The organism is Pseudomonas sp. LP_7_YM (genome assembly GCF_004364435.1).
Lineage (GTDB): Bacteria > Pseudomonadota > Gammaproteobacteria > Pseudomonadales > Pseudomonadaceae > Aquipseudomonas.
This window is the reverse complement of record NZ_SOCT01000002.1, coordinates 816038-835026: the sequence shown is the minus strand read 5'-3', so window position 1 is coordinate 835026 and position 18989 is coordinate 816038. Positions and strand designations below refer to the sequence as shown.

The window sequence follows — 18989 nt, the reverse complement described above, 5'->3', positions numbered from 1 at the left end:
ACGAGCGGCATCTGGTGCCACAGGCGCTGGCAGAGATTGGCTATCCGTATTGGGATGAGACGAACAACCCGGCTTACCGATTGTTTCTGGGCTGAGGAGAACGGCTTCTATTCTGGCCGCTGGTCGTGGGAGCAAACTTGCTCGCGATCTGGTGCGAAGCGGCAGCAAAACCTGAGGCCTTGGTGTATCTGAAATAAAGGTGATTCAGATTCTGCCGCTTCTTTGAGCTCAAAGGCGAAATCGCGAACCACCCGATCTGCGTGCGCCCATATCACTGCGCAGGCGTGACTTCTGGTGCAGTTACCGGGGTGGTTTCTGACTCAGCGGCTGGAGTCGGTGCCGGAGCAGAATCTGCAGGGGCAGCAGACTCGGTTTTTACCGATTCCGGTTCGGCAGGCGCTGGCATTGGCTCACTGCTTTGCTCGGTCGTTGGTGTAGTCGGTGTCGCCAAGGGCGCCGCAGCCGGTGTAGCTGTGGGGGTCTCGGCAGGTTTTTGCTCTGTCAAAGCAGCGGCCTTGGCAGGCACCGGCTCGGGCATGCCTAGATCCGTCTTCGGCTTTTCTTTGATGTGAGCAGCCTTCTTCACCTCGGGTGGCAGGAAATTCTCCACCAGCGCAAAGAAACGGTCGTAGAACTTGGGGGATGCCACCGTTTCACTGGCCACCTTGACCATGGAATCGTCGGTCGAGCCGATCGGCATCGACACCGAACCCAGCACACCAACGCCCAGGCTTGCAGAGTTATTCACCTTCTTCAGTGCATACCGGTCCTGCAGAGCGTTGGCGAACATAGTAGTTTTGCCATTGGCGCTGCCATCACCGGCGCATACCACGTTGAAGCTGATCTCCATGTGGGTTTCGCCGGTCTGCTGAAAACTCTTGTGACCGGCGATCGATTTCGGATCGCTGCTGGTGATGATATAGCCCTGACTCAACAGCGCTCGACGGCCCGCTTCGCAGGTCGCTGCGTCGGAGACAGGATAGTTGCGTGAAAACGTCCCGGCATCGTCGAAGTTTTCATGCTCGTAGACCGTTTGTTTCTTGGACGAGCAGCCTGCGGCGGCCAGCAGGGCGAGTGCCCCGCATGCGGTACGAAAGCTCATTAATCTAGACATCAAACATCCCGGGGAAAAGGTCGACAGAACAGTGGACCGAAGAAAACGCCGATAAGTCTGCAACAAGCCTCACATCGGATCAACGCAGAGTTTGCAACCACATGGATACATCCAGGCTTTGAATGCTGCCCGACCAGGCACACGCAACGCTGGCAGGCAGTTTCAGGCATTGTGTATCCGGGAGCCGCGGCACTGGAACATCGTCATATCCAGGCAAGCGTCGACTGGCGGTCGTCATTCCCTTGCCTTGCTCACAACAGCCTCAAATCTCGCCGTGCTCAAGGCGCACGCCCAGAAACTCCAGCGCACGCCAATAGCCTGGATAGGTCTTGCCGACGCAATCGGGATCCTGAATCCGGACACCGGACACTTTCAGGCCTGCCAAAGCAAAACACATGGCAATACGGTGGTCGGAGTGAGTATTGATCAACGCGTGGCTGTCGGTACCGGCCAGGCCAGGATCGGACGCCACCAAAAGATCATCGCCTTCCAGCGTCGCCAGCCTTGGGCGCACTTGATTCAGACCGTCGTACAGAGCCTGCACGCGATCGCACTCCTTCACACGCAGGTTGGCCAGGTCCACGAAGCGCACCGGCGTTTCATTGAAAGCAGCCAGCACAGCCAGCGTCGGTATTGCGTCCTGCATTTGCGAGCCGTTGATCACCGCAGGCATGTTGGGAAATTGCGCGATCATTTCCATCGCCCTGGCATCAGGCTGCGTGAAGTCCTGGGCAGCGACGCCCAGATCGATCTTGCCCGCAGTGAGCGCCTCGGCAGCCCACAGGTAGGTCGCAGCGGATGCATCCGGCTCGATCTGATAATCGCAGGCACGGTAGCCGGTCGGCGCCACGCGCCATAACGCTTCGTCGACGACCTCTACCTCGGCCCCGAAAGCACGCATGCAGGCGAGGGTCAGATCGATATAGCCGCGAGCCCCGATTTCCTTGCCGGTCAGTGCGACTTCAACAGGGGCATCGCCACAGGCGGCAACCATCAACAATGCCGAAACGTACTGGCTCGAAAGGCCACCGTCGATTTCAAAGCGCGTGGCCTTGATCGAACCGTTACCGTGGACAATCACCGGCGGGCAGCCGGTGGCGCTCTCGACGCTCAGACCGCCCTTGCGAAGCGATTCCAGCAAAGGGCCGATCGGACGTTTCTGCATGTAATGGTCACCGTCCAGGGTGACAGTGCCGTTGACCGTGGCTACTGCCGCCGTCAAAAAGCGCACTGCAGTACCAGCGTTGCCCAGAAACAGCGGGCTCTCGGGATTCTGCAGACTGCCGCTGCTGGTGACCACGAAACTGGTGTCGTCCGGCTCGTCGATGGACACGCCCATTTGCCGCAGGGCATTGGACATATGCCGGGTATCGTCGCTTTTGAGCGCACCACGCAGATGACTGGTGCCCTTGGCCAGGGCCGCCAGCAGCAAAGCGCGGTTGGTAATCGACTTGGAACCGGGTGGCGCGACATGCCCCTTCAACGGCACACCCGGTGGGATCACAGTGATAGTTTGGTTCATGCCCATGGTCCAGCTCTCCAGATCGAAATCAGCGCCGCTTCAACAAGCCGCCAATCATGGCATTTATCACCGCGATCTGCAGCAGTGCATCGCTATACGCTCCGAAGGAAAAATCAGTGTCTACTAGGGGTTTTGTCGGCTCAAGCGGTACTCTTTGCCGACCCGCACCAGGGATTTCAGCGTATCGATGTCCGGTTCATAGCCGAGCATCCGGCGCGCTTTTGATGAGTCCACCGTCAAGGAACCGCACAGCTGTGTGTACAGATCGCCTTTGCCCGTTAGCTTCAGCAGTGCTGCCAGCAGGAACTGCGGCACCGGGATCGACCAGCCGCGTCCTCCCATCCCTTGCGCCAGGGCGGCGAGGATTTGATCGGTAGAGACATCGGAACCATCGCTGGCCAGAAACAACTGTCCACCCGCGTCGGGATGTTGCGCCGCCAAGGAAATCAGTAGCGCCAGATTATCCACCGAGATGAGACTGCGGGCGTTGCGCACCAAGGCAAAGGGACTGGGAATCCCCTGGTCGACCACCTTGAGCAAGGTTCTGAAATTACCCGGCGCATCGACCCCGTAAACCAGCGGCGGGCGGATGATCACCAACTGCATATCCGACGTGTGCAGCAGGGCTTTTAGCCCCTCTTCGGCCTCCAGTTTTGATCGTGCGTATGCAGCTGCAGGCGAGGGGATGGAGTCTTCGGTGAAACGCTGGTGCGCCGACTGATTACCATTGACGCCAATTGAACTGATAAAAACGAAACGTTTGACTCCAGCCTCCAGCGCCTGGCGGGCAAACTGAAGGGTGGCATCGCAATTCACAAAGCGGTAAAGCGCTGCCTCATCGTTGCGCTTGTCCAGCACATGGGCCCTGCCCGCCAAGTGAATAACGCAGTCAATATCGCGCAGGCTCTCGCTGATGGAATGGGCGTGGGTAAAATCGTTCGCCTGATAGTCGACACCTTCAACCACCCCACTCCCGCTTCTGGAAATACCCCGAACCTTGTGGGCCTGATTGATCAGAAGCTCACACAAGCGTGTGCCGATGAAGCCGGTGGCTCCTGTGACAAGAACTCGCATGACGTGCAACTCGCTATCTATGAATTGAACGAATGATAAACGCAGAGACGGCGACAGCCCGCCGGTTTTTTACAGGCAAAAAAAAGCGACCCTAAGGTCGCTTTCTTTATCGCGTCAAGGAGTTCAAGGCCTTGAAGCTATGTATGGCGCAGCGGACGGGACTCGAACCCGCGACCCCCGGCGTGACAGGCCGGTATTCTAACCGACTGAACTACCGCTGCATGTCGCACAGACTTGCATCTGTTTAACTCTGTTGAAACAGGCTTCAATACCTGTTTCGTGAAACACTGATTAATCGCTCGAGGCTTTTAATCTCAGACCGGATTTGAAAACCCGATCTGGAAAATATGGCGCAGCGGACGGGACTCGAACCCGCGACCCCCGGCGTGACAGGCCGGTATTCTAACCGACTGAACTACCGCTGCGCAGTGCTGGACTTGCGTCCTGCTGAATCTCAGTAGCCTTCAGCGTGCATTACAACTTTAAAGCACTCAACGATGGTGGGTGATGACGGGATCGAACCGCCGACATTCTGCTTGTAAGGCAGACGCTCTCCCGGCTGAGCTAATCACCCTTTGCTTCGCTGAGGCCGCGAAATTTACGCAGGTGCCGAACCTAAGTCAATAGCCTGCTTGAAGTTTTTTTTAAAAGGCAGTTTTCAGCAGGAGGCTGCAAGCTAGAAGCCAGGAACGAAAAATCGAGCCATAAGACTCGCTCTGTCTGTCCACTTGCGGCTCGCAAGTTGAAGCTCGCAGCTGCGTTACTCGACGTAGATCATCTTCTTGCTCATGCCGCCGTCGACCACAAACTCCTGTCCGGTGACGAAGCCGGCGTTCTTCGACAACAGCCAGGCCACGGTAGCGGCAACGTCTTCGACAACCCCTACCCTGCCCGCCGGATGCTGCGCATGATCGGCGTCGGACAAGGGTTCGGCTCGACGCTGAGAAGGGTCGCGAGCGTCGATCCAGCCGGGACTCACGGCGTTCACACGCACTTGCGGCCCAAGGCTCATGGCCAGCGCGTGCGTCAGGGCCAGAAGCCCACCCTTGCTGGCGGTATAGGCTTCAGTGTCGGGTTCGGATTGCCGCGCCCGGGTCGAGCTTAAATTGACGATACTGCCAGCGTGCGCGCGCAGGTACGGCGCGCAGTGTTTGGCCAGCAACATGGGCCCGGTGAGATTGACCGCCAGCACACGGTTCCAGTGCGCCAGCCCCAGACTTTCTAGGACCGTGTTGCGAGGATCGGCTACGGCCGCGTTGCACACCAGCGCATCCAGACGGCCGAACAGGCCCAGTATCTGGGCAACACCACGGACGACCTGCTCCTCTTTGGACACATCCATGGCGATGAAAGAGGCGTTGTCCCCCAGCACCCCGGCGACCACCTCCCCGCGCCGACGGTCGACATCGGTCAGCACCACTTGCCAGCCTTCGGTGATCAGCCAAGCGGCGATGCCCAGCCCGATCCCCCGCGCAGCACCGGTTACCAGCGCAACGCGACCGTTGTGCACACCGACAGCGTCCATGACTAGCTCATTCACCGGCAATGCTCACAATGCGGCCAGGCCGCGTGCCAGATCAGCCTTAAGATCAGCCACGTCTTCCAACCCTACGGCCACCCGGATCAGGCTGTCGCGAATACCGGCCGCCTCTCGCTCCTGTGGCGACAGGCGCCCATGGGACGTAGTGCCCGGATGCGTGATGGTGGTTTTGGTATCACCCAGGTTGGCGGTGATCGAGATCAGGCGAGTGGCATCGATGAAGCGCCATGCGCCATCCTTGCCGCCCTTAACCTCGAAGCTGACCACCGCGCCAAAGGCCTTTTGCTGCCGCTTGGCCAGGTCGTGCTGCGGATGACTTTCGAGACCGGCGTAATGCACTTTCTCGATGCCGTTCTGCTGCTCCAGCCACTGGGCCAGTTCAAGGGCACTCTGGCAGTGGGCGCGCATGCGGATGTTCAGGGTTTCGAGGCCCTTGAGGAACAGCCAGGCATTGAACGGGCTGAGGCTTGGACCTGCAGTACGCAGAAAGCCGACGACTTCTTTCATCTGCTCGCTGCGACCCACCACGACGCCACCCATGGCGCGACCCTGGCCGTCGATGAACTTGGTCGCCGAATGCACGACCACATCGGCCCCCATGCGCAGCGGTTGCTGCAGCGCCGGGGTGCAGAAGCAGTTATCGACCACCAGCATCGCACCCTTGGCGTGGGCAATTTCGGCCAGCGCGGCGATATCGACCAACTCGGCCAGCGGATTGGACGGCGATTCGACAAACAGCAGTTTGGTATTGGGCTTGATCGCCGCATCCCAGCCTGCCAACTCAGCCAAAGCAACGTAGTCCACTTGCACGCCGAAACGTTTGAAGTACTTCTCGAACAGGCTGATGGTCGAGCCGAAAACGCTTTTGGACACCAGCACGTGATCGCCCGCACTGCACAGGCTCATGACGGTTGCCAGGATCGCCGACATGCCGGTAGAGGTCGCCACAGCCTGCTCGCCACCTTCCAGCGCCGCGATGCGCTCTTCGAACGAGTGCACAGTCGGGTTGGTGTAGCGCGAATAGACATTGCCCGGCTGATCGCCAGCAAATGTGGCGGCCGCATCAGCCGCCGTGCGGAATACGTAGCTGGAGGTGAAAAACAGTGGATCGCTGTGTTCGCTCTCCGGCGTACGGTGCTGACCGGCACGTACGGCGAGGGTGTCGAAACCCACGCCTTCCAGATCGCTGTCCAGTCGACCGGCATCCCATTGCTGAGTCATGCCGCCTACTCCTTCTGAATTAGTTGTTGTACAGATCGATGATCGCACTGACTGCCTGAGTCTTGACCTTGGAAGCGTCATTGCGTGCCTGCTCGATCTTGTTCAGGTAATGCTCGTCGATGTCGCCGGTCACGTACTTGCCGTCGAAAACCGAGCAATCGAAGTTGTCGATCTTGATCTTTTTGCTACCGCTGACCGCTTCGATCAGATCGCTCAGATCCTGATAGACCAGCCAGTCGGCACCGATGAGGTCGGCCACGTCCTGAGTGGAGCGGTTGTGAGCGATCAGTTCGTGAGCACTCGGCATGTCAATGCCGTAGACGTTAGGGAAGCGCACGGCCGGGGCTGCGGAACAGAAATACACGTTCTTGGCGCCGGCTTCGCGGGCCATCTGGATGATCTGCTTGCAGGTGGTTCCACGCACAATGGAGTCGTCGACCAGCATCACGTTCTTGCCACGGAACTCAAGCTCGATGGCGTTGAGCTTCTGACGCACGGATTTTTTCCGCGCAGCCTGCCCAGGCATGATGAAAGTCCGGCCGATATAACGGTTCTTGACGAAGCCTTCGCGGAACTTGACGCCCAGGTGATTGGCCAGTTCAAGCGCTGCGGTGCGGCTGGTATCCGGGATTGGAATGACCACGTCGATGTCGTGATCAGGACGCTCGCGCAGGATCTTGTCGGCCAGCTTCTCGCCCATGCGAAGGCGCGCCTTGTACACCGAGATGCCGTCGATGATGGAGTCCGGGCGCGCCAGGTAGACGTGTTCGAAGATGCACGGGGCGTATTTCGGGTTAGCCGCGCACTGGCGGGTATGCAGCTTGCCGTCTTCGGTGATGTACACCGCTTCGCCAGGCGCAAGGTCGCGAATCAAGGTAAAACCCAGCACGTCCAGCGATACGCTTTCGGAGGCAATCATGTACTCGACGCCTTCGTCGGTATGACGCTGGCCGAAGACGATCGGACGAATCGCATCCGGGTCACGGAAACCGACGATGCCGTAACCGGTGATCATCGCTACTACCGCGTAACCACCACGGCAACGGTTATGCACGTCGGCTACAGCGGCGAAGATGTCTTCTTCGGTTGGCTGCAGCTTGCCGCGCACCGCCAGTTCGTGGGCGAAGACATTGAGCAATACTTCCGAGTCGGAATTGGTGTTGACGTGGCGCAAATCAGATTCGTAGATCTCCTTGGCCAGTTGCTCGACGTTGGTCAGGTTGCCGTTGTGCGCCAGCGTGATGCCGTATGGCGAGTTGACGTAGAACGGCTGGGCCTCGGCCGAAGTTGAACTACCCGCTGTTGGATAACGCACGTGACCGATGCCCATGTGCCCAACCAGACGCTGCATATGGCGCTGATGGAACACATCACGCACCAGACCGTTGTCCTTGCGCAGGAAGAGACGGCCGTCATGGCTGGTTACGATACCGGCAGCGTCCTGGCCGCGGTGCTGGAGGACGGTAAGCGCGTCATACAGCGCCTGATTGACGTTCGACTTGCCGACGATACCGACGATGCCACACATGCGACACAACCCCTACTTAGTGGAACTGGATTTACCGACCACATCCTGCGGCGTCAACGACGGCAGGAGATGATCCTTGAACGGGATATCAACAGGTACGCTGATCCCGCTGGCGAGCCACTTGCTGGACATCCCGAGAATCAGGTTCTTCGACCAGTCAGCGACCATTACGAACTGCGGCAGCAATCGGGACTGCTGCCACCATTGATCCTGTTGTACCGGGCCCAGGCTCAGCAGCCCCACCGCTACCACAACCAGAAGGCCGCCACGTGCAGCGCCGAAGACCATGCCCAGAAAACGATCCGTACCGGACAGCCCGGTGACGCGTATCAGTTCTCCGATAAGAAAGTTGACCATGGCGCCGACCAGGAGAGTGGCGACGAAAAGAATGGTGCAGCCCGCAATCACGCGTGCCGAAGGTGTCTCGATGTAGTTGACCAGATACTGGGCCAGCGAACCGCCAAACATCCAGGCAACAGCACCTGCGATGATCCACGTCAGCAAGGACAGCGCTTCCTTGACGAAGCCGCGCTTGAGACTGATCAAAGCGGAGATGGCGACAATCGCAATGATCGCCCAGTCAACCGGAGTAAATGACACGTTGCAGCCTACAGACTGTTAAGGCGGCGCATTTTAGCAGAGCGCTGGCCCGGCGGTAAGCGCGGATTGTGCGAGCGAGGGCAATTAAGGCGAATGCCTGGATTTGGGGGCAGGCTTATGTCGAATAAGCCTCTGTGGGAGCGCAATCGCGCCCACAGGATTTGGCGACAACGCCGGCTTCTACTTACGCTCCGGCACAAAGCGCACGACGATGCCCTTGAGCTTTTGCTGTTTGTCGAGCTGGTCGCGCAAACGATCGGCTTCGGCGCGCTCGATCAGCGGGCCAACAAATACCCGATTCACGTTGTCCGAAGTGCGGATATAGGCGTTGTAACCCTGAGTGCGCAGGGTTTTCTGCAACGCGTCAGCGTTGGCGCGGTTGGACAGGCTGGCCAGTTGTACTGCCCAGGAGATCGACAGGCCATTGGCGTCGACCCGGTTGGTATCGGTCGCCAGGGGTGCGGGCGCAACGGGGGCCGGCGTGGCTGCTGGTTTTGCCGGAGCCTGCGCGGGGGCAGACGGCGTGACTGCTGGCTTGCCCGAAGCCGGGACTGTCTTGGCCTGCGGCGCTGAGGCCACGGACTTGGCAGGTGCGGGCGCGATCGGCATCGACGGCAGGTGCTGGTTGACCGGTGGAGCGGGCTGCGCCAGTTCTTCGTCGGAAGGAATCGGCTCTTGCGGCAGGGGTTGCTGCTCAGGAACGGCCACAGGGTCGACTTTGATCTGTGAGGCAGCGGGCGCCTTGGGAACTGCGGGGGCGTCCACCTGTACACGACGTGCTTCGTCCTGACGTGAGAACAGCATCGGCAGAAAGATCACCGCAATGGCGATCAATACCAGAGCACCGACCATTCGCTGCTTGTACGCCTTATCCAGCAAAGCCATGTGTCACTTCCTCCGTGACGCGCCAGCAAGCCATTCCAGGGCCTCGGCTACGCAATAAAAAGACCCGAACAGAACGATTTCGTCGTCGGCTGTTGCTTGAGCGCATTGAGCTTCAAGCGCCAACACGACACTGCCGTAGGACGTCACAACGGCGCCAAGGTTCTGTAGGGCCTGTGCAATATCTTGCCCGGAACGACTGCGCGGCGTTGGTAACGGCGCAACCGCCCACCTGCAAAAGCAATCGTGCAGCTCGGCCAGCACGCCATCCAGATCCTTGTCATTGAGCAGACCGAACACCGCCAGTCGTTTACCGCTGACCGGACGCTGATGCAGCCGCTGAGCCAGAAACGACGCCGCATGAGGGTTATGACCCACATCCAGGAGGATGTGCAACGACTTGCCCTGCCATTCGAAGAACCGTCGATCCAGCCGCCCGGGCACTCGCGTACCGAGCAATGCCTGACGCAACGGCACATCCTGCCAAGGCAGATCCAGCAACAGATAGGCCTGGAGCGCCAGCGCTGCATTCTGCATCGGCAGATCCAGCAAGGGCAGGTCGAGCAACTCCACCCGTTCGCCCCTGGCGTCGGTGCCGAACCAGTTCCAGCTTGTCGCACCAATGGTCAGATCGAAGTCAGCGCCGCGAATCGACAGAGGACAGTTCAACGCCTGTGCCTGATCCAGCAATGGTATTGGCGGATCGATATCGCCGCATACTGCAGGGCGACCTTCGCGGAAAATCCCGGCCTTTTCCAGCGCCACCGACTCGCGGCTATTCCCCAGCCATTCCGGGTGGTCAACGCCAATACTGGTGACCAGCGCCATGTCGGTATCGATCAGATTCACCGCATCCAGACGTCCGCCCAAGCCGACTTCAAGCACCACTGCGTCCAGCGCTGCCTGCTCGAACAGCCAGAACGCAGCAAGGGTGCCCACTTCAAAGTAAGTCAGGGAAATGTCGCCACGCGCCCGTTCGACAATGGCGAACGCCTCGCACAGCTGCTGATCGGTGGCCTCGACGCCCTGCACCTGGACCCGCTCGTTATAGCGAACCAGATGTGGCGAACTGTAGACGCCGACCTTGAGGCCTTGCCCCTTGAGCAAAGACGCCACGAAGGTGCAGGTCGAACCTTTGCCGTTGGTGCCGGTGACGGTAATGACACGAGGCGCAGGCCTTCTCAGCCCCATCTGCAGTGCTACCTGTCGGGAGCGCTCCAGCCCCATGTCGATGGCCGAAGGGTGCAACTGCTCCAGGTAGCCGAGCCACTCGCTCAGAGAGCGTGCGGTCATAGGTTGGCCGGAGCGGGAGGAACCACGATAGGCTCGATTTTCGGAGCAACGAATTCAGGCGTCGGAAGGCCCATCATCTGCGCCAACAAATTGCCCAGGCGCTGACGCAACTCTTGACGATGAACGATCATGTCGATGGCTCCGTGATCCAGCAGAAACTCGCTGCGCTGGAAACCTTCCGGCAGTTTTTCACGTACGGTCTGCTCGATTACGCGCGGACCGGCGAAACCGATCAAGGCTTTTGGCTCGGCTACGATCACGTCGCCCAGCATGGCCAGACTTGCCGAAACGCCGCCGTACACCGGGTCAGTCAAGACGGAAATAAACGGCAGGCCTTCTTCGCGCAGGCGGGCCAGCACAGCCGAAGTCTTGGCCATTTGCATCAGGGAGATCAGCGCCTCCTGCATGCGCGCGCCCCCGGAAGCAGCGAAACAGATCATGGGGCAGCGGTTTTCCAGCGCATAATTGGCAGCCTGAACGAAGCGCTCGCCGACAATGGCGCCCATGGAACCGCCCATGAACGAGAACTCGAATGCGCTGCATACCACTGGCATGCCCAGCAGCGTACCGCTCATGGAGATCAATGCATCTTTCTCGCCCGTCTGCTTCTGGGCAGCGATCAGGCGATCCTTGTATTTCTTGCTGTCGCGGAATTTCAGACGGTCGACCGGCTCCAGATCGGCGCCGATATCCTGACGACCATCGACATCGAGGAAGATGTTCAGACGGGCGCGGGCGTCGATACGCATGTGATGATTGCACTTCGGACAGACGTCCAGGGTCTTTTCCAGCTCCGGCCGGTAAAGCACCGCCTCACAGGAAGGGCACTTGTGCCAGAGGCCTTCAGGTACCGAGCTTTTTTTGACCTCGGAACGCATGATCGAAGGGATCAGTTTGTCTACCAACCAGTTGCTCATGCTTTCTTTCTCCAGTACCGGTGGCCAGAGCGCGATGGCGATCGATGCCACGCGCATGCCCTTAAACTAAATTCATGTGCAATATCGCCAATTGCCTGCAACGATCGGCGCTGGCGCCTGACCTGCTGCCCTGACAATTGCACGGCATTGCCCTCAACTTCTTTGCAGCGAGACGTATAACGTCTTCGCCTGATCAATTTTGGCGACCACAGTAACTCACCGCAGCCGCAGGCTAGTGGACGGCAACCGCCCGTCTGCCGTCACATCGACAGCAACTCCGTCGGAAATTCTCCTCAGGCTCCGTGCACCGCACTCATGAAAGCCCGAATCTTGTCGTGATCCTTGACGCCTCTGGACTTCTCGACCCCACCGCTGACATCCACCGCGTAAGGTCGGACCTGGGCGATGGCCTGAGACACATTGGCCGAAGTGAGCCCGCCCGCCAGCACGATAGGCTTGCTCAGCTGTTTTGGAATCAAGGCCCAATCGAAAGTTTCCCCCGTACCGCCCGGTACTCCCGCCACGTAGGTGTCGAGCAGGATGCCGCAGGCTTTGTCGTACGCGGCACAATTGGCGGCAATGTCATCCCCGACCTGTACGCGCAGGGCTTTGATCCAGGGACGATTGTAGCCCTCACACTGTTCGGGGGTTTCATCTCCATGAAACTGGATCAGGTCCAGCGGCACGGCGTCGAGCAGGGATTTCAACGCTTCACGCTCAGGATTAACGAACAGGCCGACAGTGCTCACGAACGGCGGAAGCTGGGCAATGATCGCCTGTACCTGTCCGATGGTGACTGCTCGCGGGCTCTTGGGGTAGAACACGAAGCCGATGGCGTCGGCTCCCGCATCTACAGCGGCCAGCGCATCTTCTATGCAGGTAATCCCGCAGATCTTGCTGCGAACGGCTGACATGTAATGAATACCTCAAGCCCGGCGAAAGTCACGGATGGTAGCAAATGCTGTTCCGGGCGTCAGCCGCCAAGTTCCGTGAAGCCTGTGAGAAAGTGCGGGCCTATATAACGCTCAGGTAATGGGAACTCGTCCCGGTATTCGACCTGCACCAGGTACAGGCCAAACGGATGAGCAGTCACGCCACCTGTGCGTCGCACCCGGCTTTCCAGCACTTCACCGGCCCATTCCACGGGTCGCTCCCCTGCCCCGATGGTCATCAGGACACCGGCAATATTACGCACCATGTGGTGCAGGAAGGCGTTTGCGCGAACGTCGATGACGATCATCTTGCCGTGCTGGGTGACCCGCAGGTGATGGATCTGCTTGATGGGTGATTTGGCCTGACATTGACCGGCACGAAACGCACTGAAATCGTGAGTCCCCACCAGATACTCCGCTGCCAGCGCCATGCGCTCGACATCCAGAGGCCGATGATTCCAGGTAATCTCCTGCCCCAGATGCGCCGGACGAATCTGGTCGTTGTAGATCACATAGCGGTAACGACGGGCAATGGCCTTGAATCGTGCGTGAAAATGTCCAGGCATGACCCTGGCCCAGGTCACGCTGATGTCATGGGGCAGATTGATGTTGGCGCCCATGGTCCAGGCCTTCATGGTTCTCTGTGCCTGAGTGTCGAAATGCACGACCTGGCCACAGGCATGCACACCGGCGTCAGTACGTCCTGCGCACATCAGCGAGACCGGCGAGTCGGCGACTTTGGACAAGGCATTTTCCAGCGTTTCCTGAACGGTCAGCACGCCGGTAGACTGGCGCTGCCATCCGCTGTATCGGGAACCCTTGTATTCCACACCCAGGGCGATTCTGGAAAAGCCCTCGACGGCCATTTCCGCTGCTGCAGTTTCTGCCTCGTTGTCTTTGATTGCCAAGTGCTTAAAGCCTGTGGATGTACGCAAGGGCGGCCATTATACGGATGGCGAAAAAAGACGCCATTGCCAAAGCCCGACGCCGTTCCGGCAGGCCCCTGTGGCGGTCCGGGTCGACAAGGGCACAGATCATTAAGGGGCCGCGGCGGGCATGCCTGGCGGCTAAATGGCCAGAAACGAAAACGACCGCCGAAGCGGTCGTTCCAATCAAGCATAGAAGCGGTTCACGCCAGACGCGAAAGCATGTCCCGCGCTTCGGTTTTCTGCCCGTCATCACCTTCCGTCACAACCTCATCGAGAATGTCGCGGGCGCCATCGGCGTCGCCCATCTCAATGTAGGCACGCGCCAGATCCAGCTTGGTGGCGGCTTCGTCAGTGCCCGACAGGAAGTCAAATTCCGGCTCATCGTCTGCCAGCAGCGCGTCGTCTTCGGTAAAGGTCGGCTCGTTTTCGAAGGGTTTGGCAATCGGCGGCTGTTCCAGGGTTTGTGACAAACGCTCAAGTTCAGCATTCACGTCATCAATCTCGGAAGCAAACGCCTCGGATGCCTGATCGGTCTCGATTTCATCGGCCAGCGACAGATCGAAATCGGCTGGCAGCTCAAGATCATCCTCAGTGTCAGGCTTGCTGGCACCCAGATCTGCGCGCTGATCCACAGGCGACGGTTCGTCTTCCAATCCCAACAGAAAATCGTCTTCGGCCTTGAGGCCCGGCTGATCCTCCGAAAGGTCGAGGTCAAAATCCGCCAGGTCGTCCGGCTGCGCAGTCTTGGCCTCCTGCTCGCGAAGAATGGCATCGAAATCCAGGTCATCTGCAGCTGCACCACCGAATGGCGCGTCCAGATCCAGATCATCGAGGTCAGCGGTAGTTTCCGGTGCACCGTGATCCTTCACCTCTGCCGGCGATGCAGCCTCCAGATCATCAAGACTCAGATCAAAAGCGGTGTCGAAGTCGTCAGGTGCTGACGCAACAGGGTCGGCTGCAGGTTCAGGCTCGGAATTGTCAGTCAGCAGATCCTCAACATATTTCGCATCCATTTGCGCCGCCAAAGCCGACGCAGCCACGACACCCGCAGCCGCAGCACCAGCTGCCATGGCCGGATAACGGGTTTTGAGCTGCTCGACTTCAGCGTGGTTCTTTCCCGTGGCCACCAGTTGCCGCTCCTGAGCGAGGAAAGCCTCCTGGTTACCTTGCTGGGCATAGATTTCCATGAGCTTCAAGCGCAGTTCACTGCGCTGAGGCTCTTCCTTGACAGCTTCTTCCAGCAGTGCCGCGGCCTGATTGATGCGGCCATAGGCAATATGGATTTCAGCCTGTACCAGCACATCAGCCGGCCGTTCGCGAGTCGGTTCGATGATCACGGCCGACAACGGCGCCGACTTTACATTAGGCGCAGGAACCTCCAACCCTTCGAAACTGCTTTCAGGCAAGTCCATGTCAGAGGCGAAATCGGACTCTTCCGAGAGGGCACGGGCCATTTTTCGGTGTCTTTGAGCTTCGAGATTCGCATTACGACGACGCACCATCAGCAAAACCAGCAACAGCAGCACCAGCAACACGCCGCCGCCAATCAGCCCCATCAGCGTGGGGCTTGCCAGGATCTTGTCCAGCGCGCTCCGGTTATCAGGGGAGGCAGCCGGGTCGGGTTGAACCTCCAGCGGCTGGTCCGGGGTGGCGCCGGTAACCTTCGCACCATCGACCGGCAATGCATCCTCCGGTGCGATTTCATCCGGCGGTTTGCCAGCGGCATCCGGGGCTGCCGATGGCGCGACGATCTGTGCAGGCATCGCTGGGTTCGCGGCGTTGTTCGGGTTGGTCACACTGTTCGGGCTGACCGTGCTGCCAGCATCATCGACTGGCGCAGGTACTGCAGAACCTGTGGCCTGCATCTTGGCCAACTGGTTGTTCTTCAATTCGATCAGACGTTGCAGCTTGTCCAGCTGACTCTGCAGATCGTTCATGCGGCTTTTCAGTTCGGCATTGTCGCGCCGGGTGCTGTCCAGGCTCTCCTGCGTCACTGCCAGCTTGTTGCTGAGGTCGGCATCCCCCGCGACACCCTTGGCCCCCGACTTGTTGGCCGACACCAGACTGAGGTTGTCCTTGGCGTCGATCTGCGCAGGTGCCGCCTCGGTACGATCCCGGCGGGTCGCATCTACCTGACGGGCGCCCGTCGGAAGACGACGACCCTCACGCCAGGCGCGGTTCTGTTCGGCAACTTCGGCCACTGCACGAGGCTGCGGTGTGGCCCCAGCCTCTTGAGGCGAGGGTAGACGCAGCACCTGACCTTTCTTCAAGCGGTTAATGTTGCTCGATATGAACGCGTCGGGGTTGAGCGCCTGAATCGCCAGCATGGTCTGCTGGACCGTAGCGCCATTGCGTACGCGCTCGGCGATTTCCCACAACGTGTCGTTGTTGGCGGTCGTGTACTGGTTGTACTTGGGTTCTGGCGGCGCTGCGGCAACCGGGGCCTGAGCCGGAGGAGATTCGGCAGCGGGCACCTGAGTTGGGGCGGCGGCCGCGGCGGGGGCAGTCGACGGCAATTGGGCGGTTGCGGCAGCAGCGGCCTGTGGCGAGACCTTGGGCGGATCAAGCAACAGGCTGTATTCGCGCAATACGCGACCATTGGGCCAAAGCACCTGAACGAGGAACTTCACGTAAGGATCGCGGATGGGCTTACTGGACGTTATCCGTAGAACGCTCTTGCCGCCCGCATTGACCACCGGGGTAAACGTCAGGTCATCGAGTACGGCCGTGCGCCCTACACCCGCCTGTGCGAACTCGGCGGAACTCGCCAGACTCGGCACGACTTGCGCCGAGTTCAGGTCTTGCACCTGCGTGAGCTCGATCTCGGCGAGCAGCGGCTGGTTCAGGCTCGACTTGACGGTCAAACCACCGAGACCAAGCGCCTGTGCCATCCCTGATGACAGCGCCGAGGCTGCAGCGATTGCTAAAACCAGTTTACGAACCTGAACCATAGCCCATCCCTTGTTTAAAATTTCCCCGGCGACCGAGAAGATAAAGCCTGCTAGGGCGTAGGGCGTTTCTACACGCCATAGCTAGAATGATTCTTTGAATTGTTGGCAAGTATCTTTTACGCAACACCTTTTATCAACAATTCCGCGACCTGCACAGCGTTCAACGCCGCACCCTTGCGCACATTGTCCGACGTCACCCAGAAGTTCAACTCACAGGCGTCGTCGATGCCCGCGCGTAAACGTCCTACATAAATAGCGTCCTGCCCTACTGCATCGCCTACAGGCGTCGGGTAATCCTCAGCGTCCACCCGATCGATTCCATCCGCCGCGTCAAGAGCCGCAGCCACAGCGGCAATGTTTACCGCAGTGGTTGTCTGCACCGACACGCTCAGACTGTCGCCGAAGAACACCGGCACCTGGATACAGGTGACCGCGACCTTGATTAAAGGCAGCGACAGCAACTCGCGCAACTCGCTGACCAAACGTTTTTCCAATGGCACATGGCCCTGTGCATCGGGCGTGCCCACCTGGGCGAGCACATTGAATGCCATCTGCCGGTCAAATACCCGTGGTTCCAGCGGGCGGACGTTGAGCAATTCGGCAGTCTGGCGCGCCAACTCGGTCACGCCTTCACGTCCAAGGCTTGAAACTGCAAGACAGGCCGTAATGCTGACACGCTGGACGTCCAGCAGCCCACGCAAAGGGCCGAGGACCATCGCCAACGCGGTTGCCGCCGGACTGGCACACGCCACCTGCCAGGGTCTGGGCAGCGTAGCCAGGAGCGCGCCATTGACTTCAGGAACCAGATTGGGCGCCTGCTCGACGGGCAGGCCCGCAGACAAGTCAATCACCGCGCAACCTGCTGCGGTCGCACGCATGGCATAACTGCGCGTAACGGCTGCACCTGCTGCAAAGAAAGCGATTTTCGCTTTACCGAAGTCGAACGCGTCGACTTCTCGTACACGCACATTCTTGCCGCGATAGGCAACCGAGCTGCCGGCCGATTCTGCGCTAGCGAGCAAATACAGTTCGCCGACCGGGAAATCGCGCTCTTCAAGAATCTGGACGATGGTTTCGCCGACAGTACCGGTGGCGCCGATCACGGCGATATCAAAGGACTGGCTCATGCAACAACCTCAGAAAAATCGGGGGGCGGCACTTTAACCGCGAGAAGAAAGCCAGGCAATTGAGCTGGCGAAAACGACGTTGCGCCAGCCTCGGACCTGATCAGGGCTCAAGGCCTATGGGGAAGAATTCGCCGTGACTCCACACACCCAGCCAGCGCTGGCCGTCAATCTCCTGACTGACCGCCAGACTGACCAACTGATAGAAGACGTTGCGGTGGATCAGTGCTTCGAGATGGCTGCGCACATGGACGTAAGGCGCGGGCTCCTCGGTAGCGGCGTCGATGCTGATACGCAGAGGATGCTCGGCACTGGCTTCGATCTCGTCTTCTACATTGGTGGTGAAACGAAGTACCTGGGACTCGCCCTCGCCTTCGACCTCTAGCAGCACCGCGACAAATGGTGCGTCATCGACCCTGATACCGACCTTTTCCACGGGGGTGATCAGGAAGTAGTCATCACCGTCTCGACGAATGATGGTGGAGAACAAGCGCACCATCGGTTTACGGCCGATGGGGGTGCCAAGATAGAACCATGTGCCGTCACGAGCGATTCGCATGTCGATATCGCCGCAAAAATCAGGGTTCCACAGGTGCACAGGTGGCAACCCCTTGCCGGTCTTTGGTAATTGCGCCAACAGGTCGCTGGCTTTTCCCGGACCACTCATACGCTGCTCCTTAACGGGCCTCGACGCCCAACAGGCTGCGAGCGTAATCCTCCATGGGTGGACCTAGCAAATCTTCAGGCTTGGTGTCGTGCAGGGTGAGCAAGCCTCCGCGACTGTGAATCCGGGCGGTATCGATCAAATACCGGGTGTTGGTTTCGATGAGCATCAACTGGATGACACCACTGTCGATGCCCAACCGATCGACGGCTTCCTGATCGGACCATTCGTCAAAGTTGCCGATACGGTCGTCGGCCTTGGCGAAACGGGTGTATAGCAGATAATGCGCGCCAGCGGCCCGGGCTTCGTTCATCGCCTCATCCAGGCCTTCGGGCGCACGGGCACGGCGGACCAAAGGAAAGTATTCGATGAAACCGTTGAAAGCCTCTTCGGCGACGACGTTCGGACGCGGGTAAGTGCCGCCCGGCGGGGCAAAGGCACCTTGAGCGATATAGATGAAAGAGTCCGGCTGCAGACGGAAATTATTGATCCGCCGCGTCGAGCTGTGGTCCAGCAGGCCCGCGTCGCTAAGCTCGTCGTGAGCACCCTGCGCCAGATCGCTGACGTGCATGCAGCCACTCAATGCCAGGAACGTCAGCAGTAAAACCAGGCTACGCATTTTTCTCTCCAAAGTCCGGCGACGGAAAACCGGCGAATGGCGGTGTAATGCAGCTTTTGCGCCATGTCGGGAATCTGGA

The 18989-nt window shown here is 59.3% G+C and carries 16 protein-coding genes, 3 tRNA genes and 1 pseudogene; 1 reads left to right on the top strand and 19 read right to left on the bottom strand.

Features of this window, described 5'->3' with window-relative positions:
• Window positions 1-95 (top strand): annotated as a pseudogene (locus EC915_RS08910) (threonine dehydratase); the annotation flags it as partial.
• A 176-nt stretch (window positions 96-271) separates the two neighbouring features.
• Here EC915_RS08910 and EC915_RS08905 read toward each other — a convergent pair.
• From EC915_RS08905 to EC915_RS08815, 19 genes are all read right to left on the bottom strand, one after another.
• The gene (locus tag EC915_RS08905) at window positions 272-1114 is read right to left on the bottom strand and encodes a DUF2242 domain-containing protein (protein ID WP_133750144.1); all 843 of its coding nucleotides are present in this window, start codon (window positions 1112-1114) and stop codon (window positions 272-274) included.
• A gap of 262 nt (window positions 1115-1376) precedes the next feature.
• The gene (gene aroA / locus EC915_RS08900; RefSeq protein ID WP_133750143.1) at window positions 1377-2642 is read right to left on the bottom strand and encodes a 3-phosphoshikimate 1-carboxyvinyltransferase; all 1266 of its coding nucleotides are present in this window, start codon (window positions 2640-2642) and stop codon (window positions 1377-1379) included.
• A gap of 117 nt (window positions 2643-2759) precedes the next feature.
• Window positions 2760-3710: an NAD-dependent epimerase/dehydratase family protein gene (locus tag EC915_RS08895; RefSeq protein ID WP_133750142.1), complete on the bottom strand. Its 951-nt coding sequence runs from the start codon at window positions 3708-3710 to the stop codon at window positions 2760-2762.
• A 144-nt stretch (window positions 3711-3854) separates the two neighbouring features.
• Window positions 3855-3931, bottom strand: a tRNA-Asp gene (locus EC915_RS08890).
• A gap of 127 nt (window positions 3932-4058) precedes the next feature.
• A tRNA-Asp gene (locus tag EC915_RS08885) sits at window positions 4059-4135 on the bottom strand.
• Window positions 4136-4208: 73 nt separating this feature from the next.
• Window positions 4209-4284, bottom strand: a tRNA-Val gene (locus EC915_RS08880).
• A gap of 186 nt (window positions 4285-4470) precedes the next feature.
• On the bottom strand, window positions 4471-5235 hold the full coding sequence (locus EC915_RS08875; protein WP_133750141.1) for an SDR family oxidoreductase: 765 nt from the start codon (window positions 5233-5235) through the stop codon (window positions 4471-4473).
• A 24-nt stretch (window positions 5236-5259) separates the two neighbouring features.
• Window positions 5260-6471 (bottom strand): O-succinylhomoserine sulfhydrylase, encoded by a 1212-nt coding sequence (locus EC915_RS08870; RefSeq protein WP_133750140.1) that lies wholly within the window; start codon window positions 6469-6471, stop codon window positions 5260-5262.
• A gap of 19 nt (window positions 6472-6490) precedes the next feature.
• Complete coding sequence (gene purF / locus EC915_RS08865; RefSeq protein ID WP_133750139.1) at window positions 6491-7999, bottom strand: amidophosphoribosyltransferase; 1509 nt, start codon at window positions 7997-7999, stop codon at window positions 6491-6493.
• 12 nt (window positions 8000-8011) lie between these two features.
• Window positions 8012-8599, bottom strand: coding sequence for a CvpA family protein (locus tag EC915_RS08860; RefSeq protein ID WP_133750138.1), 588 nt, complete (start codon window positions 8597-8599; stop codon window positions 8012-8014).
• A gap of 180 nt (window positions 8600-8779) precedes the next feature.
• Entirely contained in the window at window positions 8780-9484 is a 705-nt protein-coding gene (locus EC915_RS08855) for an SPOR domain-containing protein (protein ID WP_133750137.1), read from the bottom strand.
• 3 nt (window positions 9485-9487) lie between these two features.
• Window positions 9488-10774, bottom strand: coding sequence for a bifunctional tetrahydrofolate synthase/dihydrofolate synthase (folC, locus tag EC915_RS08850; protein ID WP_133750136.1), 1287 nt, complete (start codon window positions 10772-10774; stop codon window positions 9488-9490).
• The gene (gene accD, locus EC915_RS08845) at window positions 10771-11691 is read right to left on the bottom strand and encodes an acetyl-CoA carboxylase, carboxyltransferase subunit beta (protein WP_133750176.1); all 921 of its coding nucleotides are present in this window, start codon (window positions 11689-11691) and stop codon (window positions 10771-10773) included. Before accD ends, folC begins: the two co-directional genes overlap by 4 nt.
• A gap of 293 nt (window positions 11692-11984) precedes the next feature.
• Window positions 11985-12605 carry a phosphoribosylanthranilate isomerase gene (locus EC915_RS08840; RefSeq protein ID WP_133750135.1) on the bottom strand — a complete coding sequence of 207 codons (621 nt, stop codon included), beginning with the start codon at window positions 12603-12605 and terminating at the stop codon, window positions 11985-11987.
• 59 nt (window positions 12606-12664) lie between these two features.
• The gene (gene truA / locus EC915_RS08835) at window positions 12665-13489 is read right to left on the bottom strand and encodes a tRNA pseudouridine(38-40) synthase TruA (protein WP_133750175.1); all 825 of its coding nucleotides are present in this window, start codon (window positions 13487-13489) and stop codon (window positions 12665-12667) included.
• A 263-nt stretch (window positions 13490-13752) separates the two neighbouring features.
• Window positions 13753-16503, bottom strand: coding sequence for a FimV/HubP family polar landmark protein (locus tag EC915_RS08830; RefSeq protein WP_133750134.1), 2751 nt, complete (start codon window positions 16501-16503; stop codon window positions 13753-13755).
• 116 nt (window positions 16504-16619) lie between these two features.
• The gene (locus EC915_RS08825) at window positions 16620-17630 is read right to left on the bottom strand and encodes an aspartate-semialdehyde dehydrogenase (RefSeq protein WP_133750133.1); all 1011 of its coding nucleotides are present in this window, start codon (window positions 17628-17630) and stop codon (window positions 16620-16622) included.
• Between the two features lie 100 nt (window positions 17631-17730).
• A complete protein-coding gene (locus EC915_RS08820) occupies window positions 17731-18294 on the bottom strand; it encodes a DUF1285 domain-containing protein (RefSeq protein ID WP_133750132.1) in 564 nt (187 codons plus the stop codon).
• Between the two features lie 10 nt (window positions 18295-18304).
• Window positions 18305-18910, bottom strand: a complete 606-nt coding sequence (locus tag EC915_RS08815; protein WP_133750131.1) for a DUF4823 domain-containing protein — start codon at window positions 18908-18910, stop codon at window positions 18305-18307.
• Window positions 18911-18989: the final 79 nt, after the last annotated feature.